Here is a 24,083-nt window from a genome sequence, read left to right on the forward strand (position 1 = left end):
GGGTCTCGAGGGGCGGGCTGCGCCCGCTGCTCGATCAGCAGGAGGGCGCCGCTCAGGCCTCGACCCAGGTCCAGGTGCCGGCCGGGCCGTCGACCGAGACCTCGCCGCCGGTGCGCGTCACGGTGAAGACCGTCTCGTCCCCCGTGTCGTGCGCGACGACCCGGACCGGCGTCGCCCCGTCCGGCCCCGGGAAAACCCTCAGCTCGAGCCCGTCGAGGTAGTCGTACTCGGCCGAGTCCTGGCGGGCCCCCACCGGGATCACCGCACCCTCGCGCACGTACAGCGGCAGCGAGTCGAAGCCGTGGACCTCACGACGCCACTCCCCCGTCGAGACGATCCGCTCGCCCGTCCACCAGCTCGTCCACGTCCCGCGCGGGAGGTAGAACTCGACCGTGCCGTCCTCGGTGAACACCGGAGCGACGAGCAGGTCGTGCCCGAGCAGGTACTGCGTGTCGAGGTGGGCGGCGCTGCGGTCGTCCTCGAACTCGAGCGCCATCGGGCGCATGATCGGGACGCCGGTGCTCGCCGCCTCCGCCCCCGCCGCGAAGAGGTAGGGCAGCAGCGAGAGCTTCAGCCGGGTGAAGAGCCGGGTGACCTCCACGGCCTCCTCGTCGAACGCCCACGGCACGCGCACCGAGGAGGATCCGTGCAGCCTCGAGTGCGAGGAGAGCAGGCCGAACGCGAGCCAGCGCTTGAACACTCCGGGATCGGGCGTGCCCTCGAAGCCGCCGATGTCGTGCGCCCAGAAGCCGAACCCGCCCAGCGCGAGCGAGAGGCCTCCGCGCAGGGTCTCGGCCATCGACACGTAGGAGGAGGTGTTGTCCCCGCCCCAGTGCACCGGCAGCGCCTGCCCGCCGACCGTGGCGCTGCGGGCGAAGAGGACCGCGCGGCCCTCGCCGAGCTCCTGCTCGAGCACCTCGTGCACCGCGCGGTTGTAGAGCTGGGTGTACCAGTTGTGCATGGCCTCGGGGTCGGTCCCGTCGGCCCAGACGACGCCCTCCGACGGGATCCGCTCGCCGAAGTCGGTCTTGAAGGAGTCGACGCCCTGGCGCACGAGGACGCGGAGCTTCTCCTGGAACCAGGAGGTCGCCTCCGGATTCGTGAAGTCGATCAGCGCCATGCCGGCGACCCACATGTCCCACTGCCAGACGTCGCCGGAGGCCGTTCTGAGCAGGTAGCCCTTCTCGCGCCCCTCGGCGAACAGCGGCGACGCCTGCGCGATGTACGGATTGATCCAGACGCAGGTGTGCAGCCCGCGCTCGTGCAGGCGGGCGAGGATCCCCTCGGGGTCCGGGAAGGTGCGCGGGTCCCACTCGAGGTCGGTCCACTGGAACTCGCGCATCCAGAAGCAGTCGAAGTGGAACGCCGACAGCGGCAGCTCCCGCTCCGCGAAGCCGTCGATGAAGGAGTTCACCGTCTCCTCGTCGTAGCTCGTGGTGAAGCTGGTCGTCAGCCAGAGCCCGTAGCTCCAGGCGGGGACGACGGAGGGGCGGCCAGCGAGACCGGTGTAGCGCCGCAGCACGTCCTTCTTCGTCGGGCCCTGGATCACCAGGTACTCCAGCGCCTCGCCACCGACCGAGAACTGCACGCGCTCGACCGCCTCGGAGCCGATCTCGAACGAGACGAGGCCGGGATCGTTGACGAGCACGCCGTAGCCGCGGCTGGAGAGGTAGAACGGGACGTTCTTGTAGGCCTGCTCGGAGGAGGTGCCGCCGTCGGCGTTCCACACGTCCACCGTCTGGCCGTTCTTCACGAAGGGGCCGAAGCGCTCGCCGAGCCCGTAGACCAGCTCGCCGACGCCGAGGTCGAGCTGCTCGTGCAGGTAGGCGGCTCCGTCCGGTCCGGTCAGGTAGCCCTGCGCCTTGTGCCCGGACCCGGTGAGGCGCGTGCCGGTCGAGGTGTCCCAGAACTCCAGCGACCACGGAGCGCCCTGCCTGATCCGGACCTCGAGGTCGCCGGTGCGCAGCACGCCTCCGGACTCCGTCACCTCCGCCGCTCCGACGTCGCCCTCGGCCAGCTCGAAGCCGGGGCGGGAGGCCGTCCCGCGCCAGTGCTCGATCCGCACCCGCGCGACCCCCTCGGCCGGCGAGGACACCGTGACCGTGAGCGCCGGCCGGTTGAGGACGTCGCCGCGGCCCTGGATGACCTGGGTCGGGGCGATCACCTCGAGCGAGGTGCCGTCGGTGCGGATGTCGTACGCCTCCTGCGCGAACAGGGGCGTGAATCCGGCCCGCGTCTGCCAGAACCCGTCGGTGAACTTCATGGGGGTGCCTTTCGATGGCGCGCCGGCGGATCCCGCGAGGGAGGCGCCGACGGAGGGAGAGAGGGCTACTTGACCGCGCCGGCGGTGATGCCGCGGGTGAGGGTGCGCTGGAAGATCAGGAAGAAGATCAGCGTCGGGAGAAGGCCCAGGAGAGCGCTCGCGCTGGTCGTGGTGACGTCCATGATCTTGTCGCCCTGGAGGCTCGAGATCGCGATCGGGACGGTCTGCGTCGCGTCGCTCACCAGGAAGACCAGCGGGATGAGGAACTCGTTCCAGGTCCAGATGAAGAAGAAGATCATCAGCACCGAGAGGGTGGGCCGCGAGATCGGGACGATCACCCGGATGAGGACCTGCCACTTCGAGGCGCCGTCGAGAGCCGCGGCCTCGAGGATCTCCTTCGGGAAGGTGCCGTAGACGCTCGAGAGCAAATAGGTGCCGAACGCCGACTGGATGACGGTGAAGATGACGATGACCGACAGCTGGGTGTCGTAGATCCCGACCGCTTTGAACATGTAGTACAGCGGGTAGAGCAGGGCCTCCTGCGGGAGCATGTTCGCCAGCAGGAACAGGACGATGATCCAGCTCCGGCCGCGGACCCGGCCGATGCCGATCGCGTAGGCGTTCAGCACCGAGAGGGCGACGGCGAGGATCGCGACCGACCCCGAGATGAGGATCGAGTTGCCGAGCTTCTCGGGGAAGTCGACGCGGCTCCAGAAGGTCGAGAGGCCGTCGAAGGAGAGGCCGGTCGGGAAGGCGAGCGGGCCGTTCGCCGAGTACTCCGCGGGGGTCTTGAAGGAGTTGAGCAGGATCAGCAGCACCGGGCTGATGATCACGAGCCCGATCACCACGGCGACGGCGAGGATCACCCAGTCGCCGAGGGTGCGCTTCGTCGTGCCCTTCGCGGGCTTGGCGGGACGGGAGGACGAGAGGTCCGCGTCCTCCGTGCCGGCCTGGGTGAGGGGCAGGGTCTCGATGGCCGACATCAGCGGGCTCCTTCGCTGCGCTCGACGCGCTCCTGGGCGCGGATGAACAGCACGGCGAGGATCACGATGACGATCGTGAGCGCGGTCGCGATGGTGGCGCCGTAGCCCACCTGCTGCTTCTGGAAGAACTCGGTGTACGAGTAGTAGGAGGGGACGATCGTGGAGTCGCCGGGGCCGCCGCGGGTCAGGGCGTAGATCGGGCCGAAGACCTTCAGCGCGGCGATGGTGCAGGTGAGGGTGACCACGAAGATCTCGGGCCGGATGATCGAGACCGTGATCCAGCGGAAGCGCTGGAACCAGTTCGCCCCGTCGAGCTCCGCCGCCTCGTAGAGCTCGGGGTCCACGCGCTGCAGCGCCGCCATGAAGATGACGACCGGGTAGCCCAGCTGCACCCAGATCATCACGACCATGATCGAGAGCATCGCGGTGTCCGGCTTGCCGAGCCAGTCGTGCGAGAGGGAGCCGAGCCCGACGGCCTCGAGGATCGAGTTCAGCGCGCCGTTGTCGGGCCGGAGGATCCAGCCGATGACGATCGCGGCGATGACGGTCGGCAGGATCTGCGGGAGGTAGTAGGTGGCGCGGAGGAAGCTCGCCAGGCGCCCGCCGAACTTCTTGCCGACGAGATCGAAGAGGATCGCCGCGAGCAGGAGCCCGAGGATCGTGGGGACGATCACCATCGCGATGATCATGTAGACCGAGTTGAGGAACGAGGTCCAGAACTGGTCGTCGCCCATCAGCTCGATCCAGTTGTCGAGGCCGATGAAGATCGGCGGCTTGATGCCGCGCCAGGACGTGAAGCTGATGTAGACGTTCCAGATCAGCGGGATCAGCACGATGAACGTGAAGAGCACGAACCCGGGGATCAGGTAGAGCCAGTAGCCGCCGGAGCGCTTCTCGCGGGGCGGCGTCGTGGGAGTCGGCGCGCTCTCCGCGCGACGAGGTGCTGTCGTCGCCATGGGTACTCCTAGGTCGGACGGGGTAGTTGGGTGCTGCCGCGGGATGCCGCTCCGGTACGGAGGCGACGGCGTGTCGCGAACCGGAGCGGCATACCGCGGTGGGGTGGAGGCTCGGCGGTGTTCGTGCGACCCCCTCGAGGGGTCGCCGTCACGTCCTCAGGTCTTCCGCTGCCGTTCCGCGCCTGCAGGCGCGGAGTCGGCCGCCTCGGCCGACATCACGTGACGCTTCCGAGTCACTTGATGTCGGCGACTCCGTCGTCGTACTTGGCCTGGAGGTCGGAGAGCATGGCGGACTCGTCGGAGGAGCCGTTGATGAGCTCCTGCGTGGCGGCGACCAGGTCGTCGTAGAAGGTCGCGGTGGGCCAGTCGGGGTAGAAGGAGAGCTGGTCGCCGTCGACGACCGTCTTCCACTGCGAGAGCAGCGCCTTGCTCTTCTCGTCGGTGATGGCGCTCTCGTCGACGACCAGCGGGATGCCTCCGTTGTTGCCGATGAGGTTCTGGATCTCGGGTCGCATCGTGATGTCGATCCACTTGTAGGCGAGGTCCTTGTTCTTCGCCGTCTCCGGGATCACCCAGAGGTTGCCGGCGGAGCCCATCGTGAACTCGGCGCCCGGGAAGAGGAACGTGTCCCACTCGAATCCGGTGATCTCGGTCTTGAAGCGGCCGAACCACCAGGAGCCCGAGAAGAAGATCGGGTACTCGCCCGAGATGAAGGCCGTGCCCGCGTCCTCCGCCTTCAGCCCGGAGGCGTCGGCCGAGAAGTAGCCCTTGTCGACGTAGGTCTTCAGCTGGTCGGCCGCGTAGCTCCAGGCCGCGTCCTCGAAGTCGACCTCGCCCGTGTAGGTCTGGTAGTCGGTGATCCAGGAGCGGTCGGCCTTCAGCAGCGCGAGCTGGTAGAAGAGCTGCTGCAGCGGGTACTCGGCGCCGGCCTCGGCCAGCGGGGTGATCCCCTTGGCCACGAAGGCGTCGAGGACGGCCGTGAACTCCTCGTAGGTGGTGGGGACCTCGAGGCCGTTCGCGGCGAAGGCGTCCTTGTTGTAGTAGACGAAGGTGAACTCGCCGTAGTTGGGGATGCCGTACCAGGAGCCGGAGCCCATGATCCCGTTCTCGTCGTACTTCGCGGTGGTCTGCAGCGCGCCGGGGATCAGCGAGTCCCAGCCGTAGAACGCGACCGCCTCGTCGAGGTTGGTGCGCAGGCCCTGGCTCGAGAGGAGTCCGCTGGTCGCGTTGCCCTTGTTGTACTCGACGACGTCGGGTGCCGAGTTGGAGTTGAAGATCTGGCTGGCGCCGGTGCGCAGCTGCTCGAAGGCCTTGAACTCGTACGCGATCTCGGCCCCCGTCTCCTGGGTGAAGATGTCGCGGGCGGCGAGCCACGCGATGCCGCGGTCGCTGTCGGGCGTCTCGAAGTCCCAGAGGGTGAGGGTGCGGCCGGCGCCGTCGACCGTGGTCGAGAGCGCATCGGAGCCGGCGTCGGAGCCGCCACCGGAGCAGGCGGCCAGCGCGAACATCGCGCTGAGGCCGACTCCGCCGGCGAGGAGGTTGCGCCGGCTGAGACCGGCGGTCGGGCGGTGGAAGGCGGAGCGGGATCGGAGCGACATTGCGGTGGTTCTCCTTCGAACGGTGCGGTGGTGCTGCGGAGGTGGTGCAGGGAGCGCTCTCTCGCGGAGGCGCGGTGTCGAAGCGTTTCGACAGTGCGCAGAGCCGGAGCGGGCGGGAAGAGGGTGGAGGACTAGAGGGAGGCCGGCGCGAGAGTGCCGGACGGGACCGCCGGCACCGGAGCGCCGGTCGGAGCGACCGCGAGGGATCCGCGGTCGACGTAGGAGGGCGGGAGCAGCTCGACGCCGACGGTGCGGCCGGAGTCGATCTGCTGGAGGGTCCGCGCGACGGCCGCTCGGCACATCGCGTCGAACGGGAGGGGAAGACTGCTGGTGGGGACAGGGAGGGCGCCGCCGTCGTAGCTGGCGCAGGCCGCCAGGATCGACAGGTCACCGGGGACGGAGAGGCCGCGCTCGAGGACGCGCTCGATCGCCGCCTCCGCCACGGGCTCGTTGCAGTGCAGCACGAGCGCGGTGGGCGGGACGGGTGCGGCGAGGATCGCGTCGATCGCGGCCTGTGCGCTCGGGCGGCCGATGTGCGGGCGCTCGACCGCGATCTCGACTCCGAGCGCTGCGGCCTCGGCGCGGAACGCCTCGTCGAAGCGGCGGACGAAGCCGGCGTTGCGGTCGGTGTAGGACTGCGGGTGCTCGAGCAGGCCGAGCGAGCGGTGGCCCAGCTCGGCGAGCCGGCGGACGCTCTGGCGGGCGGCCTCGGCGAAGTCGAGGTCGACGCAGGCGAGATCGTGGGAGTCGGCGGGCACGCCGATGAAGGTGGCGGGGACCCCGGCCGCGCGGATCAGCTCGGCGCGGTCGTCGTCGTCGTCGACGCCCATCAGGACGATGCCGTCGACGAGCGAGGAGGAGGACACGCGCCCGATGCCGCTGGACGCCTCGTCGGTGACGAGCAGCAGGACGTCGTAGTCCGACTCCCGGGCGCGCTCGAGCACCTCGGTGACGAAGCGCATGTGGGTCGGCAGATGCAGCTCGCCGCGCATCGGGGCGGAGAGGGCGAGGATGTGGGTCCGCGCCCCGGCGAGCATCCGGGCTCCCGCGTGGGGCCGGTAGCCGAGCTGGCGCACCGCGTCGTCGACGCGCTGCCGGGTGGAGGCGGCGATCGAGCGCTTGCCGGAGAGGGCGTAGGAGACGGTGCTGATCGAGACTCCGGCAGCGCGGGCCACATCGTGGATGGTCGCCATGGCTCCTCCTGCCGGACGTCGTCGTCGGTCGCGGTCGAGCTTCGAAGCGCTTCGACCGGTCGTGCTGGAGCGACTGTACGCACAGTCGAAGCGCTTGCGCAAGCGATCCTCGCGACGTCCTCCCCGGGCGTCGGCCCGCTCCGCGAGCGGTTCCGCGGCATGAGCGGGCGGCACCCGCGAGGGGCCGGAGGGCGACGCGCCGGGCTTTCCGCTCGTTGCGCCTCCCGGCCCTCAGGGGATATGTTGGGCTCAACAACAATTCGGCGACGTCGCCGGAAAGGATTCGGATCCCATGTCCCTGACCCCCACCCGCGCCGACAAGTTCTCGTTCGGCCTCTGGACCATCGGCTACAACGGGACGGACCCGTTCGGCGGCCCGACCCGCGAGCCGCTCGACGTCGTCCACGCGGTCGAGAAGCTCGACGAGCTCGGCGCCTACGGCCTCACCTTCCACGACGACGACCTGTTCGCCTTCGGCTCCACCGACGCCGAGCGCCAGACCCAGATCGACCGCCTCAAGGGCGCGCTGGAGTCCACCGGCCTCATCGTGCCGATGGTCACCACCAACCTCTTCAGCGCCCCGGTCTTCAAGGACGGCGGCTTCACCTCGAACGACCGCGACGTCCGCCGCTTCGCGCTGCGCAAGGTCCTCCGCAACATCGACCTCGCCGCCGAGCTGGGCGCGAAGACCTTCGTCATGTGGGGCGGCCGCGAAGGCGCCGAGTACGACTCCGCCAAGGACATCCGCGCGGCGCTCGAGCGCTACCGCGAGGCCGTCAACCTGCTCGGCGACTACGTCACCGACAAGGGCTACGACATCCGCTTCGCCATCGAGCCCAAGCCGAACGAGCCCCGCGGCGACATCCTGCTGCCGACGCTCGGCCACGCGATCGCGTTCATCGACTCCCTCGAGCGCCCCGAGCTCGTCGGCGTGAACCCCGAGGTCGGCCACGAGCAGATGGCGGGCCTGAACTTCACCGCCGGCATCGCCCAGGCGCTGTACCACGGCAAGCTCTTCCACATCGACCTCAACGGCCAGCGCGGCATCAAGTACGACCAGGACCTGGTCTTCGGCCACGGCGACCTGCACAACGCGTTCTCGCTCGTCGACCTCCTCGAGAACGGCGGCCCCGGCGGCGTCCCGGCCTACGACGGCCCGCGCCACTTCGACTACAAGCCCTCGCGCACCGAGGACGAGACCGGAGTCTGGGACTCGGCCGCAGCGAACATGCGCACCTACCTGCTGCTCAAGGAGCGCGCCGCGGCCTTCCGCGCCGACCCCGAGGTGCAGGAGGCGCTGGCCGCCGCCAAGGTCGCCGAGCTCTCCACCCCGACGCTGAACGAGGGCGAGTCGTACGACGACCTGCTCGCGGACACCGCCTCGTACGAGTCGTTCGACGCCGACGCCTACCTCGGCGGCAAGGGCTTCGGCTTCGTGCGCCTCCAGCAGCTGGCCACCGAGCACCTGCTCGGCGCCCGCGGCTGACCCGCACCCCCTGAGCCCGCGGTCCGCCGCGGGACGACCTGAGACGGACGAGATCCCCTGCACCCGCACGGGGTCTCGTCCGTTCTCCTGCATCCGGCCCGGTTCCGCACCGGACGCCCGAACCCGCACCCCCCAACGAAAGAGGACAGCGATGACGCTCGTCGCAGGGATCGACTCGTCGACCCAGAGCTGCAAGGTGGTCGTCCGCGACCTCGACACCGGCGCCGTGGTGCGCACCGGCCGGGCGAGCCATCCGGACGGCACCGAGGTCGATCCGGCCGCGTGGTGGGAGGCGCTGCAGCTCGCCCTCGCCGACGCCGGCGGGCTCGACGACGTCGCCGCGATCTCGGTCGGCGGCCAGCAGCACGGCATGGTCGTCCTCGACGAGAGCGGCGCCGTCATCCGCCCCGCTCTGCTCTGGAACGACACCCGCAGCGCGCCCGCCGCCGCCGCGCTCATCGAGGAGCTCGGAGCCGGGGCCTGGGCGGAGCGGACCGGATCGGTGCCGGTCGCCTCCTTCACCGCCACCAAGCTCCGCTGGCTGCGCGACGCCGAGCCCGAGAACGCCGCCCGTGTCGCCGCCGTCGCGCTCCCCCACGACTGGCTGACCTGGCGCCTGCTCGGCTACGGCCCCGACTCCGCCCGCGGTCCGCAGCTCGACGCGCTCACGACCGACCGGTCCGACGCGTCCGGCACCTCGTACTGGGGAGCGGACGGCTACGACCTCGACCTGCTCGAGCGCGCCCTCGGCCACCGCCCGCTGCTCCCCCGCGTGCTCGGCCCCTCGGAGGAGGCGGGCCGCACCGAGAGCGGACTCGTCGTCGGCCCCGGCGCGGGCGACAACGCGGGCGCCGCGCTCGGCCTCGGCGCCGGCCCCGGCGACGTGGTCGTCAGCATCGGCACGAGCGGCACCGTCTTCGCCGTCACGGACGACCCGGTGCGCGACGCCTCCGGGACCGTCGCCGGCTTCGCCGATGCGAGCGGGCGCTTCCTGCCGCTGGTCGCGACGCTCAACGCCGCGCGCGTGCTGGCCTCGACCGCGACCCTGCTCGGCAGCGACTTCGACGAGTTCGCCGCACTGGCGCTCGAGGCGGAGCCGGGTGCCGACGGCCTCGTGCTGGTCCCCTACTTCGAGGGCGAGCGCACGCCGAACCTGCCGGACGCGACCGCGAGCCTGCACGGGATGACCATCGCCTCGACCACGCGACCGAACCTCGCCCGCGCGGCGATCGAGGGCATGCTCTGCGGACTGGCCGACGGGCTCGACGCCGTTCGCGCGCAGGGAGTGGAGGCGCGGCGCATCCTCCTCATCGGCGGAGCCGCGCAGAACCGCGCCGTGCAGCTCGCTGCATCGCAGGTGTTCGACGTGCCCGTGCAGGTGCCGACGCCCGGCGAGTACGTGGCCGATGGTGCCGCCGTGCAGGCCGCCTGGGCGCTGACAGGATCGCGTCCGACGTGGACCGTCACCTCGGTGGCCGAGCCCGCGCCGGACCACCGCCCCGTGATCCGCGAGCAGTACGCGGCCGCCCGCGCCTGAGAATCCGGCCCCGGCCCTCTCCAGGGTCGGGGCCTCGCCGCAAGCCCCAGTGGACGGGGAGCGGAATCGCGCTACTCTCATTACTCAGCCAGCTGACTAATGGAGGAGCGACATGACCGCCACACGAACCCCCGACCGCGCCGACCGGATCCGCCAGGTCGTCGTCGCCGTGAGCGCGGTGCTCGCCCTCATCGGCTCGTTCATCGGCTCGGGCGCCGCTGGCGGCACCCAGATCCAGAACGCGGCCGGCGGCGCCCTGACCGCGTCCTCGACCCCCATCGCTCCCGACGGCCCCGCCTTCGCGATCTGGAGCGTCATCTACACCGGCCTCATCGCCTACGCGATCTGGCAGTTCCTGCCCTCGCAGACAGCCCGCACCCGCCATCGCCGGCTGGGCTACTGGGCCGCCGCGAGCCTCCTCCTGAACGCCGCGTGGATCCTGGTCGTCCAGGCCGGCTTCCTGACGCTCAGCGTCGTCGTGATCGCCCTGCTGCTCGCCGTGCTCGCGCGCATCTTCGTGATCCTGCGGACCACCCGGTCGGCCGGAGTGGTCGACGCGATCGTGACGGACGGCACCTTCGGGCTCTACCTCGGCTGGGTGTGCGTGGCCACGGCCGCGAACGTCACCGCCGGGCTCGTCGGTGCGGGAGTCGGCAGCGCAGACGGTCCGGGCGCCGCGGTCTGGGCGGTCGTCGTCCTCGCCGTCGCCGCGCTCGTCGGACTCCTGATCGCGGTCACCGGCCGCGGCCGCATCGCCCCGATGCTCTCGCTCGTCTGGGGACTCTCCTGGGTCGCCGTCGGCCGCTTCGCCGGCGAGCTCGTCTCGGTCCCCGCCGGGATCGCCGCGCTGGTCGCCGCCGCCGTGGTGCTGGTGGTCACCCTCCTCGTCCGCGCCACCGCGGGACGCCGGGTCAGCGCCGCCTGACCCCTGCGCGACGAAGGCCGAGAGGCTGGGACAGCCCTGGTCCGGGGCCGCCCGGCCTCTCGGCCTTCGTCGTGGTGGCGGATCAGGTGATCAGCGTGTCGACGTACTCCCGGTTCTCGTCCATCCACGCGGCGAGGGCGGCGGAGCGGTCGTCGGCCCCGTCGTTGAACAGCGCGTTCTCGAGCGAGTAGAGCGTCTTCGAGTCCATCCGGAAGTCGCGGATCCAGCGGCTCATCGTCGGGTAGTCCGCGTCGAACGCGGCCGAGCCGAAGGAGTGGATCCCCTCCGCCTGCCCGAGCAGGCCCTTCGGGTCCTCGAGGTCCTTGACCGGGAAGGCGTCGTAGGCCCAGTGCGGGCGCCAGAGCGTGACGGCGATGTTCTCGCCCGCGGCGGTCGCGCTCGAGAGCTCCTGGAGCATGGCCGGCGTCGACGAGGTGAGGTAGTCCATCCCCTCCAGGCCGTAGCCGGGGATGACGTCCTCGGTCGTCGTCTTGTTGAGACCGGAGCCGGGCTCGATGCCGATCAGGCGGTTCCCGACGACGCCCGGGTCGGCGGCGAGCTCCTCGAGGGAGTCGATCGGGGCGTCCTCGTTGACCGCGATGGTCAGCTTCGCCTCGTCGTTCCACGCGCCCAGGTCGACGATCGAGTCGCCGTACTGCTCGACGTACCGGGCGTGGGTGAGCGGCAGCCAGGTGTCGAGGGCGAGGTCGTAGTCGCCGGTCGAGAGGCCCTGGAAGCCGGGGGCGACGTCGGCGTTCTGCAGGGTCACGTCGTAGCCCTGCTCCTCGAGCACCGCCTCCCACAGAGCGGAGACGGCGATCCCCTCGTCCCAGCCCTGGAACACGGCGACGGTCACGTCGGTGCGGTCGCCGTTGTCGACGGAGGCGGCGGTGGCGGGAGCGGCGAGGGTCGCGGCCCCGAGGGACGCGACCAGGCCGATCGAGACGACGCCGACGGCCGAACGGGTCGCCATGACGGCGCGGCGGTTCTTCGCCCGGGCGACCCTCGCCGGCGAGGGCGAGCCCAGCGCGCCGGTCATCCGGTCGAGGACGACCGCGAGGATCACGACGGAGACGCCCGCCTCGAAGCCGAGCGCGACGTCGATCCGGTTGAGGCTCGCGACGACGTCGCCGCCCAGCCCTCCGGCGCCGACCATGCCCGCGATGACGACCATCGAGAGCGAGAGCATGATGACCTGGTTGAGGCCCGCCAGGATCGAGGGCAGCGCCAGCGGCAGCTGGATCTGCCGGAGGATCCGCCACTTCGAGGAGCCGAACGACTCCCCCGCCTCGACGAGCTCCGGGTCGACGCCGCGGATGCCCAGCTCGGTGAGCCGGACGCCCGGCGCCATCGCGAACACGATGGTCGCGACGATGCCCGGCACCACACCGACCCGGAACAGGATCAGCGCGGGGATCAGGTAGACGAAGGCCGGCATCGTCTGCATCAGGTCGAGCACGGGCCGGATGACCGCGGAGGCCGTGCGGTTGCGCGCGGCGAGCACGCCCAGCGGCACGCTCAGCGCGATGGCGATCACGGAGGCGACGAGCACCAGCGCGAGGGAGTCCATCGCGTTCTCCCACTGGTCGACCCCCACGATCAGCAGGAGCCCCACGGCGGTGCCGGCCGCGAAGACCCAGCCGCGGACGGCGTAGGCCAGTACGGCGAGGAAGGCGACGATCACCCAGAAGGGCGGTGTCGCGAGGACGAGGTCGACGCCGGAGTAGAGGGCGCCGAAGACGGTGCGCAGCAGGTCGAAGACCGGCTGGAAGGTCTGCGTGAGGACGTCGACGGCACCCTCGGCGAGGGCGCCGAGCGGGAGGCGGAATCCGAGATCGGTCATCGTGCACCTCCGTCCGCCGCGAGGACGGCGTCGTCGACGGGGCCTCCGGTCGCGTGCAGGGTCGCGGTGACGACCTCGGTCGAGACGGTGGCGGGCGGCTCGATCACCGGGTGCTCGCCGGTGCGGGCGGGCACGTTGCCGAGCGCCGCGAGCAGGGTCACCCGCGGGATCGCTCCGAGCAGACGCCCGTCGGCGTCGACCACGGCGACCGGCAGCGCCGACTCGACGGCGGGCTCGATGACCTCGCTGAGGGCGGTGTCCGGACCGACGGTGACGACGTCGGAGGTGAGGACCGCCGAGAGGTCGCCGGTGCTCCGGCGCACCTGCTCGATCACGTCGCGGTCGCGGACCGTGCCCAGCAGGCGTCGTCCGCCGCCGACCACGAACGCGGCCGAGGTCTGCAGGTCGCGCATGCTCCTCAGCGCGGCGCGGGGACCGGCCGCGAGGGTGACCACGGAGCGGGCGGGCTCCATCACGGCGGAGGCGGTGAGCACGCGGGCGCGGTCGACGTCCTGCACGAACTGGGCGACGTAGTCGTTCGCCGGATCGGTGAGGATCTCCTCCGGGGTGCCGATCTGGACGATGCGGCCGTCGCGCATCACCGCGATGCGGTCGCCGAGGAACATGGCCTCGTTGAGGTCGTGCGTGATGAAGACGATGGTCTTGCCGAGCTCGTGCTGCAGCTCGATCAGCTGCTCCTGCATCTCGCGGCGGATCAGCGGGTCGAGTGCCGAGAACGCCTCGTCCATCAGCACGATGTCGGTGTCGGCGGCGAGCGCCCGGGCGAGGCCGACGCGCTGGCGCATGCCGCCGGAGAGCTCGTCGGGCATCTTCTCGTGCCAGCCGGCGAGACCGGCGCGCTCGACCGCGAGCAGGGCCCGCTCGCGGCGCTCGGCCGCGGGGACGCCCTGGATCTCGAGCGGGTACGCGACGTTGTCGAGCACGGTGCGGTGCGGGAGGAGCGCGAAGTGCTGGAACACCATCGACACCGACGAGCGGCGCACGCGGCGCAGCTCCGCCTCGGAGACGCCGGTGATGGTGGAGCCCTCGATCAGGACCTCGCCCGCGGAGGGCTCCTGGAGCCCGTTCAGCATGCGGATCAGGGTGGACTTCCCGGAGCCGGAGAGGCCCATCACGACGAAGATCTCGCCGCGGCGCACGGTGAAGGACGCGTCGATCACCGCGGCCGTGCCGAGTCCGGCGAGCTCGCCGCGGTCGGCGCCCTCGCCCAGTCGGCGGACGACCTCGTCGGGCTTCCGGCCGAACACCTTGAAGAGGTGGCGGGCCTCGAGAGCGGGGGTCGCGGGATCGGCGCCCGCCTCGCTCCGGGGCTCGCTGATGATCTGCTGGTTCTGGTGCACGTACACTCCGTCGGCGCGCAGGGACGACGCCCTGCGCTCATCTCGTGGTGCCGGGTCGGGAGCGTGGGACAGCCGTGCGTCGAGCCTCCGCGTGCGTCCCGCCGCTCAGCGCGGCAGGGGGTGGAGGCGAGAGCGTCCGAGGCGGCCTCGGGGCCGCCTCCACTCCCGTTGACCGTACGATCGCGGCGCGTCCTGGGGGACGCCGTGCGAGCGCGGACCGGTTCATCGGGGCCCGTGAGGACCGCCGACCACGGTAGCCGCGGAGCCGCCGAGGGGCAAACGTCGGACAATTGCGGGGGCGGGTCCAGGGGTGGCGGTGAACCGATCAGCGCAAGTGAAAGTGCTGGTCGGAGCTGGTTTCCGGACTGTTGCGCGATCGTTACCGTGGTGGCGCGGCCGGCGGCGCTCGTTCCGGCCGGTCTCCATCCGCCGCTGCTCGACCGGCGAGGAGGCCCCGCAGCTCAGACGGTGGTCTCGCCCGCCGGGCCCGAGGGGGCCGCCGCGCCGACTCCACTGACGGGCTCGCCCTGCCAGGACACGAGCGTCCACGCGTCGCCCGAGCCCTCGAGGACGACGACGCCGGTGTTGTCGAGCAGGTGGTCGGCGATGAAGCGCGCATCGAGGTCGAGGGAGCGCAGACCCGCCCAGCAGCGGATGGCCGCGCCGTGGCTGACCAGCGCGACGACCTCGTGCCCGAGCGCCTCCGCCTCCGCCACCACCGCGTCGTAGCGCGCCGCGAACTCGTCGCCCGTCTCGCCGCCCGCCAGCCGGATCGACGTCTCGCCGCCGGCCCAGCGGAAGACCGTGCCCATGTACTCCTCCACCGCCGCGTCGTCGCCGCGCATCTCGAGCCCCGCGGCCGCGACCTCGCGGATGCCGTCGCGCTCGATCGGCTCGAGCCCGAGCGCCGCGGCGAGAGGGGCGGCCGTCTCGTGGGTGCGGACCATCGTCGAGACGAGCAGCGCGCCGATCCCCTCGCCGGCGAGCCGACCGGGCAGCGCCGCGGCCTGGGTGCGGCCGAGGTCGGTGAGCCCGGGTCCGGGGATGCGGGTGTCGAGGAGCCCGGCGACGTTGGAGGGGGTCTGGCCGTGGCGGATCAGGAGGAGGCGCATCCGCCCACGCTAACCGCGGAGGCTGGGCTTCCGGGGCGCGCGGTCGCGCTCGCTCCCGCCGTTGTGCGGCGAGTGCGGCGCTGTCACGATGTGCGGGGACGCTCCCGGACCGGGAGCCGCAGACGGACGGGACGGGCGGACATGGCCTCCGAAGACGGTTTCTCGAAGGACGAGCGCGCGGCGATGAAGCAGCGCGCGGCCGAGCTGCGGGCGGAGGCGAAGCGGCAGAAGAGCGCCGACAAGGCCGACGCCGACCGCAGGGACGCGGAGGCCGCGATCGCCGCGATGACCGACGAGGAGCGGCCGATCGCCCAGATGCTGCACGACGTCGTCGGCGAGACCGCTCCCGACCTCCTCCCGAAGACCTGGTACGGCTTCCCCGCCTACGCGCGCTCCGACGGCAAGGCGATCGTCTTCTTCCAGCCCGGCGCGAAGTTCGGCACGCGCTACTCGACCCTCGGCTTCCAGGACGGCGCGCAGCTCGACGACGGCACGATCTGGCCGACCGCCTACGCGCTCGTCTCCGCCGACGCCGAGACGCGCGCCGCCGTCACCGAGCTGGTCCGCCGCGCGGCCGGGGCCTGATCCCGTGGCGCACGTCTACGACGAGATCGACGAGAGCCTCTGCTCCTGGATCCACGAGCAGCCGATGTGGTTCGTCGCCACCGCGCCCCTCGCCGCGGACGGGCACGTCAACATGTCGCCGCGCGGCCACGACTCGTTCTCGATCCTCGGCCCGCGGCGGGTCGGCTGGGTCGACTACACGGGCAGCGGAGTCGAGACGATCGCGCACCTGCGCGAGAACGGGCGCGTGTGCTTGATGTTCGCGTCGTTCGGATCGCGTCCGCGCATCGTCCGCCTGCACGGCACCGGCTCCGTGCACCTGCCCGGTTCGGAGGCATTCACCGAGGTCGCGGAGCAGCACCCCGAGCACCCGAGCACCCGCGCGGTCGTCACCGTCGAGCTCACCCGCATCAGCGACGCGTGCGGCTGGGGCGTGCCCGTGATGGAGCCGGTCGGCGAGCGCGACCTGCTCCTCCTCCAGGCCGAGAAGAAGGGCCCCGACGGCATGGCCGAGTACCGAGCCACGCGGAACGCGGTCAGCATCGACGGGCTGCCGGGCTACCCGCTGGACTGAGCAGCGGGGAGCGGCGGAGGCACGACGCGCACAGGTCTCCCGACCGGCTCGAGCAGGGTCTCAGTGACGACGGCGGGCGGGCTCGAGCCGGTGGGGCGGGAGTCGACGGAGATCCGGGTCTTCGTCATTCGTCAAGTCCTCGACCGCTGACCGCCGCTCAGCACGACCAGACGTGCATCACGGTCCGTCTCCCGTTCGGGAACCCCGGGTCGATCGACGTGTTCGTCGTCGGTGCGGGTCTGAAGCGGGCGCTCCTCGCGGGGTCGATGACCGGCAGCCTCGTCGACGGGTACACCGCCGCCGTCTCAGGGAGATCGCACAGCGCGACGGGACCGGTTCGCGGAAGCACGCACGAGGACGCTTCGCACACGTCCCCAGGGGATGTACTCCTGGGACCAGTAGTCGGCCCGGATCTTCAGGAGGGGCCCCTCGACGGTGGAAGCCACCGAGATGGAGCGAGGGTCCCGGAGGGTTCCCGCGATGCGTGTCTGCGGGGTCCTTTCGAGCTCGCTCGACAACTGCTCGGGAGTGATTCGCGTCGGGAGGGACGACCGCGAGCAGCCGCCGGCATCCACCGGAGGCGCATTCGACGGTCCCGCTGACGAGCTCGCTCCCCTGTGGACGGTCGATGGCCGAGGCCGCCGACCGCGCTGGTGAGGCTCATCCACGGGTCGGGACGAGAGCGAGCTCCGGGGAGCTCCGGCCGATCCCAGGAGGGGCGGACGTGGAGCGCGGCTGAGGCCTGCTCGATCGACGATCCGATCGGACGGCGTCCACACCATCGGCCCCGCAGAGATCCCCTGGCCGATCCGCCCGCCGCTACCCCCGCTCGTCGACGGCCCGGATCGAGAACAGCTCCTGCGGGGTGCAGTCGAGCGCGTCGCAGATGAGCGTCAGCGTCGTGAAGCGGATCGCGCGGGCGCGGTTGTTCTTGAGGATGGAGAGGTTCGCCATCGTGATGCCGGTGCGGGCAGAGAGGGCGGTGAGGGTCACGCCGCGCTCGGCCAGCACTGCTCCGAGGTGGCAGTCGATCCGGTGCCTCTCGTCGTCGGCGGGCTCAGACAACGCTGTCGACGTCCCGTTCGAGCTTCGCGCCGGCGCGGAACGCCGCCGTCAGGGCGAGGGCCACCACTCCGGCGAGCAGGACGGGGACGGGCCACTGCGGCAGGTTCGTCCCGATGGCCTGGTAGTCGCCGCCGAGGAAGGCGTCGCGCTGCTCGTCGGTCACCCGGCCGGCGGCGAAGAGCAGGCCGATGCCGGAGCTGAGGTACAGGCCCGCCGCGGTGTCGGCGAGGCCCTGCGCCACTCCTCCGATCAGCAGGGCGAGGCTCAGACGGCGCCAGTTCGCGAGGACGAAGGGGTCGAACGGGCGTCCGGCCGCGATGCCGCGGAGGACCCGCAGGAGGAAGACCGTGGCGAGGACGATCGTGACCGCCTGGAGGAGGCTCGGCAGCGCACCGAGCAGGCGGAGGGAGAGGGCGGCGTCGGCGAGCGTGGGCGCGGTGCCCTCGCGCGGCTGGGCCTGCAGCAGCTGCGGGAGGCTCCGGAGCGGGAGGCGGCCGTCCGCTCCCCCGGAGACCAGCAGGGTGCGCCCGGTGGTGACGGTCCAGGTCTGCAGGAGCGCAGTGAGCACGGAGAAGACCGCGACGATGAGCAGGACCGCTCTCGCCACCCGGAACACGCGCGGACGCTCCCGGACCGGTGCGCTGGGGATGACACTCGTCATGGCGTGCTCCTTATCGATCGTCGATGCTATCGAGTATCGATACTACGCACGCCGGTCCGCCGATGTCGACCCGCGGCGCCCCGCCGACCACGGAGACGGCGGGAGGGGTGGTTGCCCGGGGCGAGGAGCCCGATCTAGCGTGGAGGGATGTCGGATGCTAGGGAGCGCGCCGCCCGGTACCGGGCCGGCGCCGCGGGCGAGGAGGAGCCGCAGCAGGCCGCCCTGCCGGAGGATCCGCTCGAGCGGGCGGCCTTCGTCGAGACGGCGATCCAGCTCGCGATCCGCCGCGGCGACTTCGACGACCTCCCCGGCTCCGGGAAGCCGCTGCCGGATCTGGGCGCGGCCCACGACCCGGACTGGTGGATCCGCCGCAAGATCGAGCGCGAGAACCTCACCGGGATCGGCCCGGCCGCCTTCCTCCTCCGCGCCGAGGACCGCGCGCTCGACGAGCGCCTCGACCGCCTGCACCGCGAGGAGGAGGTGCGCGCCGAGCTCGCCGACTTCAACACGCGGGTGATCGAGGCGCGCCGCCAGCTGCTGGGCGGGCCGCCCGTCGTCACCCCGCTCCGGGACGTCGACGAGGAGGTCGCCGCCTGGTCGCAGCGGCGCGCCGATCGCGCCGCCGCGGCCGAGGCCCGGGCGGCCGCCGAGCCGGAGCGGTCCCGCCGCTGGTGGTCGCGGCGGCGCTGACGTCCCCGGAAACCGGACAGACCTGCCCCTCTCACTGGGGTCCCGCCCCGGGAAACCGGGCCGGAGCGCGCCTCCGAATCATGCGTGCACATCAAGTCGACCGGAGTCCGCATGCTCACCGCCACCACCCCCGCACGCCTCCCGAGGGCCCGCACCTCGACCCTCGCCGCGCCGCCGCTCGCACTGCTCGAGCCCGACTCGGACCGGATGCTCGTCATCCGCGCCGCGGAGGGCGACGACCGCGCGTTCGCCACCATCGTCCGCCGCTACACCGGGCTGCTCCGCGCGACGGCCGCCCGCACCCTCCGCAGCAGCGCCGACGTCGACGACGTGGTGCAGGAGACGTTCCTCGCGGCGTGGACCCACGTGGACAGCGTGATCGACGGCGAGACCATCGCCGGCTGGCTCGTCACGACCGCCCGCCGCCGCAGCGTCGACCGGCTCCGCTCCAGCGTCTCGCGGCTGCGAGCCGAGCTGGACGACGAGTTCCCCGCCTCCGCTGCCGACGACCCGGAGCACGCCGCGCACTGCGGATCGCTCGCCGCCGACGCCAACCGGGTGCTCGCCGCGATGCCCCCGGCCCAGCGCCGCTGCTGGGAGCTGCGCCAGCTGGAGCAGTTCAGCTACGACGCGATCGCGCACGAGCTGGGCCTCACGACCTCGACCGTCCGCGGACTGCTCGCCCGCGCCCGCGCGACCCTCCGCACGGAGCTCGCCCACTGGCGCTGATCCGCGCTGCGGATCTCGGCGCAGGCGACCAGGCGGGGGCCTTCAGCGCAGGAGAACCGGCCCCGCGCCGATCCGCACCCGGAACAGCGAGTACGGGTACGTCCGCAGATCCGTGCCGCCCTGGTAGTCGGCCTGGCGGTGCAGCTGGTTCGCGGTGACGTACAGGTGCTCGTCCGTCGCGATCGACATCGTGTCCGGCCAGAGCAGCCGCTCGTCGTGCACGATCGTCTCCATCGTGCCGTCGGTGCGACGGCGGACGATCGCGTTGTTCTCGTAGCTCGTGGCGTAGAAGCGGCCCAACGCATCCGTCTCGAGGCCGTCCGCTCCCCCGCCCTTGTCGCCCTCGTCGACGACGGTCACCGCGACGTCCTCGTCCGGCACCGACCGGTCGACCAGGGCCGCCGTCGCCACGCTGAACCAGCGGCGGGAGGCGAGCGGGCAGTACCAGAGGCGCTCGCCGTCGGCCGAGATCGCGATGCCGTCGGCGCCCATCGTCACCGGCTGAGGGTCGCCGTCGGCCGGGCGCTTCATCAGCACGCGGCCCTCGGCCATCGGCACGAGCTCCGGAGGAGTGAGCGCCTTCGTGCTCGGGTGGTCGTGCAGGCGGCGCCAGGCGGTCCCCGCCTCGAGGTCGACGACGATGATCCCGTTCGGGCCGGAGTCGGCCGAGTCGGTGATGTAGGCGATGCCGCGCCGCAGATCGAAGCGCACGTCGTTGAGGTAGGTGGTCGGCAGGGCGACGTCCGGCTCGAGGAGGATCACCTGCTCGACGGTGTCGGTCGCCAGGTCGACGCGGACGAGCTTGGGGCCGCCCTTCTTCGTCGGCTCGAACATCGGGCTGCCGGTGTCGAGGATCCAGAGCCGGTCGGCCGGATCGACGACGATGCTCTGCACCGAGACGAGGGCGCCGGCGTCGTCGATTCCCGACGGCGTGTTCCAGGCCTCGTCCGGGTAGGGCACCGCCGCTCCGTCGACCAGCTCCACGACCGTGGCCGGGACCTCGTCTCCCCACTTCGGGAAGTTCACGAAGATCCGCCCGGTGTGCGAGACGCTGACGCCGGTGGGCATCGGCCCGCTGGTGAAGGCGTGCACGAGCTCCAGCTCGCCGAGCGGCTCGTCGACCGGGCGCGTGCCGCGGGTCTCGTCGGTCGGTCCCCAGAATCCCATGGTGCTCTCGCTGTCCTCCCGCCGGCGCGGGCTCGTGGCGGTCTCGGTGCCGGTCGGGTGCGGAGTCGGTGCCCGCCGCGACCGGTGCTCCTCATCCTGCGCGTCGGCGCCGGTCGGCGGGGAGGAGGTGGCGGAGGAGGCGGCGAGCGCCTAGCATCCGGCCGCCTCGGGCGACCCGGGAGCCGCGACCGAGGAGGCGGAGGAGGGCCGGCCCGCGTCCGACTTCGGCACGGCCTTCACGAAGGGGCTCAGCATCGGGACGCGGCAGTGCCCGGTGGAGCGGGTCGCCTCGGCGGCCGCTCCCGCCGCCCGCAGTGCACCGCCCCCCCGCCGTCGCGCTCACCCGCTGGTCGGCGGGTCGACGGACCGCTGATCCGCCGGCCGTCCGCTTCCGGACATGACCGCTAGAGGGCGTTGCCACTGCGGCCGCTCACCTGCCACGGTCGCAGAGCGACCGACGACGGTCCACCGATCAGAAGGACCGAGGCCCGCCATGGACGACTCCTCTTCGACCGAGACCAGCACGAGCGAGATGACGCCCGAGGTGCTGGCCGCGTTCAGCGACGCCTGGACCCGCCACGACCTCGAAGCGCTGATGAGCCACATGACCGACGACTGCGTCTACGGCGCGTCCGTCGGCCCCGAGCCCGGCCGCACCTGGACGGGCAAGGAGCAGGTCCGCGAGGGATTCGCGCTCATGCTCGCCTTCGACACCGGACAGGAGCGGCACGAGGAGGGGGCTCCCCTCATCTCCGGGACGCGCGGCGCGGCCACCTGGTCCTTCACCGGGACCGGCCCCGACGGCCGACCCCAGGTCACGCGGGGCTGCGACATATACGAGTTCCGCGGCGGGAGGATCGCCCGCAAGGACGCGTTCCGGAAGGTCTACCGGGCGGACGAGGAGTAGTCCGCGCCGGCCTCCCTCGCGCAGCGGAGCCGGAGCGGCGTCCTCGTACCGGGTGGCCCCGCGCCTGCCCGCGGAGCTGATCGCATGGCTGGCCACGTCGGCGGGCAGCTGGGTCGTCGGGCAGGTGCTCACGACCGACGGCGGGTTCAGCCTGTGACCGGAGCGGCGGCGCAGCGGCTCCGAACCTAGTCGGAGGCGACGGCCCGCACGATGGTGCGGGCGACCTCGAGCACCTCGCGCTCGTGGCTCAGGTGCACCTCGTGCACCGCTCCGGGCCAGGACAGCAGCGACGCGTCCAGGGCGGCGGCGACGCGCCGATGCGCGCGATGCAGGGAGGACCCGGGCCTGCGGTCCGCGGTCACCACGGCCGCGGGGACCGCGGGCAGCTGAGACTCGTCGAAGCCCCGCGCCACCTGCTCCAGACCGGCGGCGGCGGAGGCGAGCCCCGGCAGGTCGACGTCCGCCATCGCGAGAGCGGCCGCGCGCGCGGCCGGGCTCATCGCGTGGCGCCTCGCCGACCGGGCGGCGCTCGTGCGCAGCAGCGCGGACAGCGCCCGGTCGAGCCCCGGCAGTCTCGAGAGCGCCGCCGTCGCCCGGGCCGTCCGCTCCACCTGACGCGCCAGTGCCGTGTCGTTGACGGGCGTCGGGTCGAGGAGCACCAGTCCCGCGACGTCCTCGGGATGATCGCGAGCGAGCAGCATCGCGACGGCACCGCCGAGGCTCTGGCCGATCACGACGACGGGACCTGTCCCGAGGCCGGCCAGCACGGCGTGGACGGCGTCTGCGGCGTCGGTGAGTCCGCCGGCGACCTCCGACCCCGCTGTGCCCGGTCTGTCGTAGAGGACCACCCGGCAGCCCGGATCGACGATCAGGCCCTCGACCAGCCCGGGGAAGAAACCGTCGACGGCCTCGCCCCCGCCCGGCAGGAGGAGCACGGCCTGCCCGGATTCACCCCGCACCTGCAGCATCCGGCGAGCCTAGCCGGGGAGCCGTCCGGCGCCGACGACCGGCGCGGCCGGGCCCGGGGATGATGGGCGCATGGGAACTCGTGGGGCCGGAGTGCTGTGGGTGGTGAGCGCGCTCGCCTACGTCGGAGCGGAGGCGGTCGCCGCGTCCGCGTTCCCGGGCTACAGCTACGCACGGAACTACATCAGCGATCTCGGCGTGCCCGAGGTGGGCGTGTTCCAGGGGCGCGCGATCGACTCGCCGCTGCACGCGGTGATGAACGCCGGATTCCTCCTGCAGGGGGCGCTCTACCTCGCCGCCGCCGTCACGACCGTGCGGGCGGCGCGGGGTGGATCGCGGGGGCTGTTCCTCTCCCTCGCCGTGGTCCACGCCGTGGGCATCGCCGTGGTGGGCCTCGTGCACGGGAGCAGCGCCAGTGCGCAGAACGGGATCGGCGGCCTGCACGTGGTCGGCGCCGCGATGGCGATCGTCGGCGGCAACGCGGCCTCGATCGTCGCCGGTGCCGCGGCCCGGCGCGGCCGCGCCCCGTGGGCGCTCGGGACGGTCGGGATCGTGCTCGGCGCGGTCGGCCTGCTCGCGCTGCTGATGCTGCAGGTCGACACCCGCGTGCCCGGCGTCGATCTGCTGCCCGACGGCGTCTGGGAGCGCGCCTCCGTCTACGCCGTCACGGCCTGGCAGCTCGCGACCGGCCTGCGGCTGCTCCGACGGCCGGAGGTGCCGCGGCAGCCGCGGCCTCCTCAGACCGCGGGCAGCGGCGCGCAGGTGCGCAGCGCCGTGCACCGGCTCTTCCAGCTCGGGATCCGGATCCCGGAGGCCCTCTCGGTCGTCGTGTTCGACGACAACCCGTGGAGCGAGCTGGTCACCCCGCCGCTCAGCGTCGTCCGCCAGCCGATCGACATGCTCGCCCGTCACAGCGTCGAGCTCGTCCTCGCCCGCATGCAGGGCCGCCTCCCCGAGGCGCCGCAGCACATCGAGGTGCAGGCCGACCTCGTCATCCGCTCCAGCTGCGCCGCACCCCCGCAGCGCTGATCCCCCTCCCCCCTCCGAAAGGCACGCCATGTCCGATCCCGTCGTCGTCACCGCGATCTTCACTCCCGCCGAGGGGCAGCGCGACACGCTCGTCGCCGCCCTCTCCACCGCCATCGCGGAGGTGCACGAGGAGGAGGGCTGCGAGCTCTACGCGATCCACGACTCGCCCGACGGCACCATCGTCATGCTGGAGAAGTGGACGAGCGGCGACCTGCTCGACGCGCACGGCGCCGGCGAGCCGGTCGTCCGCCTCAACGAGGCGATCCGCGGACTCGTCGCCCACCCGCCCGTCGTGACGCGGCTCGTCCCGATCCCGGCCGGCACCTCGCAGCAGGGCGAGCTCTAGCACCCGGGGGCGGGGCCGCTCCGGATCCGGATCGCGCGCCTCCCGCCGGAAACGCGCGCGAAACAGCGGAGGCATACGGTCGGGAGCGACCCCGCCGCCCCGGCCGCTCCCTGGAGGATCCGCATGCC

General features: G+C 72.2%; 22 protein-coding genes. 10 read left to right on the forward strand and 12 right to left on the reverse strand.

What is annotated here, in order from left to right:
- Positions 1–52 precede the first annotated feature (52 nt).
- The 5 genes from yicI to C5C99_RS15405 all read right to left on the reverse strand — a co-directional run bounded on the left by yicI (position 53) and on the right by C5C99_RS15405 (position 6,993).
- Positions 53–2,263 carry an alpha-xylosidase gene (yicI, locus tag C5C99_RS15385; protein WP_104340350.1) on the reverse strand — a complete coding sequence of 737 codons (2,211 nt, stop codon included), beginning with the start codon at positions 2,261–2,263 and terminating at the stop codon, positions 53–55.
- Between the two features lie 65 nt (positions 2,264–2,328).
- A complete protein-coding gene (locus C5C99_RS15390; protein ID WP_104340351.1) occupies positions 2,329–3,246 on the reverse strand; it encodes a carbohydrate ABC transporter permease in 918 nt (305 codons plus the stop codon).
- Complete coding sequence (locus tag C5C99_RS15395; protein ID WP_104340352.1) at positions 3,246–4,202, reverse strand: carbohydrate ABC transporter permease; 957 nt, start codon at positions 4,200–4,202, stop codon at positions 3,246–3,248. The genes C5C99_RS15390 and C5C99_RS15395 overlap by 1 nt, the downstream gene beginning before the upstream one ends.
- A gap of 233 nt (positions 4,203–4,435) precedes the next feature.
- Entirely contained in the window at positions 4,436–5,800 is a 1,365-nt protein-coding gene (locus C5C99_RS15400) for an ABC transporter substrate-binding protein (protein WP_258063718.1), read from the reverse strand.
- Between the two features lie 131 nt (positions 5,801–5,931).
- Positions 5,932–6,993, reverse strand: a complete 1,062-nt coding sequence (locus C5C99_RS15405; RefSeq protein WP_104261477.1) for a LacI family DNA-binding transcriptional regulator — start codon at positions 6,991–6,993, stop codon at positions 5,932–5,934.
- Positions 6,994–7,285: 292 nt separating this feature from the next.
- Here C5C99_RS15405 and xylA point away from each other — a divergent pair, with 292 nt between their 5' ends.
- The 3 genes from xylA (at position 7,286) to C5C99_RS15420 (ending at position 10,941) form a co-directional block, all read left to right on the forward strand.
- Positions 7,286–8,479, forward strand: a complete 1,194-nt coding sequence (gene xylA, locus C5C99_RS15410; protein ID WP_104224876.1) for a xylose isomerase — start codon at positions 7,286–7,288, stop codon at positions 8,477–8,479.
- Between the two features lie 151 nt (positions 8,480–8,630).
- A complete protein-coding gene (gene xylB / locus C5C99_RS15415) occupies positions 8,631–10,016 on the forward strand; it encodes a xylulokinase (protein WP_104227358.1) in 1,386 nt (461 codons plus the stop codon).
- 112 nt (positions 10,017–10,128) lie between these two features.
- Complete coding sequence (locus C5C99_RS15420; RefSeq protein ID WP_104224878.1) at positions 10,129–10,941, forward strand: tryptophan-rich sensory protein; 813 nt, start codon at positions 10,129–10,131, stop codon at positions 10,939–10,941.
- A gap of 82 nt (positions 10,942–11,023) precedes the next feature.
- Here C5C99_RS15420 and C5C99_RS17645 read toward each other — a convergent pair whose 3' ends face one another.
- From C5C99_RS17645 to C5C99_RS15435, 3 genes are all read right to left on the reverse strand, one after another.
- Entirely contained in the window at positions 11,024–12,784 is a 1,761-nt protein-coding gene (locus tag C5C99_RS17645; RefSeq protein WP_104224879.1) for an ABC transporter permease/substrate binding protein, read from the reverse strand.
- Complete coding sequence (locus C5C99_RS15430; protein WP_374952941.1) at positions 12,781–14,145, reverse strand: glycine betaine/L-proline ABC transporter ATP-binding protein; 1,365 nt, start codon at positions 14,143–14,145, stop codon at positions 12,781–12,783. Before C5C99_RS15430 ends, C5C99_RS17645 begins: the two co-directional genes overlap by 4 nt.
- Before the next feature lie 461 nt (positions 14,146–14,606).
- Positions 14,607–15,257, reverse strand: coding sequence for a histidine phosphatase family protein (locus tag C5C99_RS15435; RefSeq protein WP_104224880.1), 651 nt, complete (start codon positions 15,255–15,257; stop codon positions 14,607–14,609).
- Between the two features lie 141 nt (positions 15,258–15,398).
- On the opposite strand from C5C99_RS15435, the gene C5C99_RS15440 reads away from it, so the two are divergent.
- Together C5C99_RS15440 and C5C99_RS15445 are read left to right on the forward strand one after the other, a co-directional pair.
- Positions 15,399–15,842: a hypothetical protein gene (locus C5C99_RS15440; protein WP_104227361.1), complete on the forward strand. Its 444-nt coding sequence runs from the start codon at positions 15,399–15,401 to the stop codon at positions 15,840–15,842.
- Positions 15,843–15,846: 4 nt separating this feature from the next.
- Positions 15,847–16,395, forward strand: coding sequence for a pyridoxamine 5'-phosphate oxidase family protein (locus C5C99_RS15445; RefSeq protein ID WP_104251100.1), 549 nt, complete (start codon positions 15,847–15,849; stop codon positions 16,393–16,395).
- 819 nt (positions 16,396–17,214) lie between these two features.
- Here the strand turns inward: C5C99_RS15445 and C5C99_RS15450 are convergent.
- Positions 17,215–17,460 carry a helix-turn-helix transcriptional regulator gene (locus C5C99_RS15450; RefSeq protein WP_104224883.1) on the reverse strand — a complete coding sequence of 82 codons (246 nt, stop codon included), beginning with the start codon at positions 17,458–17,460 and terminating at the stop codon, positions 17,215–17,217.
- On the reverse strand, positions 17,453–18,121 hold the full coding sequence (locus C5C99_RS15455) for a hypothetical protein (RefSeq protein ID WP_104340353.1): 669 nt from the start codon (positions 18,119–18,121) through the stop codon (positions 17,453–17,455). Before C5C99_RS15455 ends, C5C99_RS15450 begins: the two co-directional genes overlap by 8 nt.
- A 147-nt stretch (positions 18,122–18,268) precedes the next feature.
- Here C5C99_RS15455 and C5C99_RS15460 point away from each other — a divergent pair, with 147 nt between their 5' ends.
- Both C5C99_RS15460 and C5C99_RS15465 read left to right on the forward strand, forming a co-directional pair.
- Entirely contained in the window at positions 18,269–18,811 is a 543-nt protein-coding gene (locus C5C99_RS15460; RefSeq protein ID WP_104340354.1) for a DUF1992 domain-containing protein, read from the forward strand.
- 84 nt (positions 18,812–18,895) lie between these two features.
- Positions 18,896–19,540, forward strand: a complete 645-nt coding sequence (locus C5C99_RS15465; RefSeq protein ID WP_104340355.1) for an RNA polymerase sigma factor — start codon at positions 18,896–18,898, stop codon at positions 19,538–19,540.
- 42 nt (positions 19,541–19,582) lie between these two features.
- Here the strand turns inward: C5C99_RS15465 and C5C99_RS15470 are convergent, their stop codons facing one another.
- Positions 19,583–20,707, reverse strand: a complete 1,125-nt coding sequence (locus C5C99_RS15470; protein ID WP_104340356.1) for an L-dopachrome tautomerase-related protein — start codon at positions 20,705–20,707, stop codon at positions 19,583–19,585.
- Positions 20,708–21,200: 493 nt separating this feature from the next.
- Between C5C99_RS15470 and C5C99_RS15475 the strand changes: the two genes are divergently transcribed.
- Positions 21,201–21,614, forward strand: coding sequence for a nuclear transport factor 2 family protein (locus tag C5C99_RS15475; RefSeq protein WP_219812389.1), 414 nt, complete (start codon positions 21,201–21,203; stop codon positions 21,612–21,614).
- A gap of 185 nt (positions 21,615–21,799) precedes the next feature.
- Here the strand turns inward: C5C99_RS15475 and C5C99_RS15485 are convergent, their stop codons facing one another.
- Complete coding sequence (locus tag C5C99_RS15485; protein ID WP_104340357.1) at positions 21,800–22,582, reverse strand: alpha/beta fold hydrolase; 783 nt, start codon at positions 22,580–22,582, stop codon at positions 21,800–21,802.
- Positions 22,583–22,652: 70 nt separating this feature from the next.
- Between C5C99_RS15485 and C5C99_RS15490 the strand changes: the two genes are divergently transcribed.
- Positions 22,653–23,609, forward strand: coding sequence for a DUF998 domain-containing protein (locus tag C5C99_RS15490; RefSeq protein ID WP_258063359.1), 957 nt, complete (start codon positions 22,653–22,655; stop codon positions 23,607–23,609).
- A 28-nt stretch (positions 23,610–23,637) separates the two neighbouring features.
- Positions 23,638–23,955 (forward strand): putative quinol monooxygenase, encoded by a 318-nt coding sequence (locus C5C99_RS15495; RefSeq protein WP_104269675.1) that lies wholly within the window; start codon positions 23,638–23,640, stop codon positions 23,953–23,955.
- Positions 23,956–24,083 lie beyond the last annotated feature (128 nt).

This window comes from Rathayibacter sp. AY1C4, assembly GCF_002932195.1.
In the GTDB taxonomy this organism is placed as follows: Bacteria; Actinomycetota; Actinomycetes; order Actinomycetales; family Microbacteriaceae; genus Rathayibacter.

Excerpts from the sequence above, each read along its gene's own strand:
- C5C99_RS15400 (WP_258063718.1), bottom strand. The coding sequence starts at position 5,800 with ATGTCGCTCCGATCCCGCTCCGCCTTCCACCGCCCGACCGCCGGTCTC.
- yicI (WP_104340350.1), bottom strand. The coding sequence starts at position 2,263 with ATGAAGTTCACCGACGGGTTCTGGCAGACGCGGGCCGGATTCACGCCC.
- C5C99_RS15485 (WP_104340357.1), bottom strand. The coding sequence starts at position 22,582 with ATGCTGCAGGTGCGGGGTGAATCCGGGCAGGCCGTGCTCCTCCTGCCG.
- C5C99_RS15495 (WP_104269675.1), top strand. The coding sequence starts at position 23,638 with ATGTCCGATCCCGTCGTCGTCACCGCGATCTTCACTCCCGCCGAGGGG.
- C5C99_RS15470 (WP_104340356.1), bottom strand. The coding sequence starts at position 20,707 with ATGGGATTCTGGGGACCGACCGACGAGACCCGCGGCACGCGCCCGGTC.
- C5C99_RS15435 (WP_104224880.1), bottom strand. The coding sequence starts at position 15,257 with ATGCGCCTCCTCCTGATCCGCCACGGCCAGACCCCCTCCAACGTCGCC.
- C5C99_RS15405 (WP_104261477.1), bottom strand. The coding sequence starts at position 6,993 with ATGGCGACCATCCACGATGTGGCCCGCGCTGCCGGAGTCTCGATCAGC.
- C5C99_RS15460 (WP_104340354.1), top strand. The coding sequence starts at position 18,269 with ATGTCGGATGCTAGGGAGCGCGCCGCCCGGTACCGGGCCGGCGCCGCG.
- C5C99_RS15455 (WP_104340353.1), bottom strand. The coding sequence starts at position 18,121 with ATGACGAGTGTCATCCCCAGCGCACCGGTCCGGGAGCGTCCGCGCGTG.
- xylA (WP_104224876.1), top strand. The coding sequence starts at position 7,286 with ATGTCCCTGACCCCCACCCGCGCCGACAAGTTCTCGTTCGGCCTCTGG.
- C5C99_RS15390 (WP_104340351.1), bottom strand. The coding sequence starts at position 3,246 with ATGTCGGCCATCGAGACCCTGCCCCTCACCCAGGCCGGCACGGAGGAC.
- C5C99_RS17645 (WP_104224879.1), bottom strand. The coding sequence starts at position 12,784 with ATGACCGATCTCGGATTCCGCCTCCCGCTCGGCGCCCTCGCCGAGGGT.
- C5C99_RS15395 (WP_104340352.1), bottom strand. The coding sequence starts at position 4,202 with ATGGCGACGACAGCACCTCGTCGCGCGGAGAGCGCGCCGACTCCCACG.
- C5C99_RS15490 (WP_258063359.1), top strand. The coding sequence starts at position 22,653 with ATGGGAACTCGTGGGGCCGGAGTGCTGTGGGTGGTGAGCGCGCTCGCC.
- C5C99_RS15475 (WP_219812389.1), top strand. The coding sequence starts at position 21,201 with ATGGACGACTCCTCTTCGACCGAGACCAGCACGAGCGAGATGACGCCC.
- C5C99_RS15440 (WP_104227361.1), top strand. The coding sequence starts at position 15,399 with ATGGCCTCCGAAGACGGTTTCTCGAAGGACGAGCGCGCGGCGATGAAG.
- C5C99_RS15420 (WP_104224878.1), top strand. The coding sequence starts at position 10,129 with ATGACCGCCACACGAACCCCCGACCGCGCCGACCGGATCCGCCAGGTC.
- xylB (WP_104227358.1), top strand. The coding sequence starts at position 8,631 with ATGACGCTCGTCGCAGGGATCGACTCGTCGACCCAGAGCTGCAAGGTG.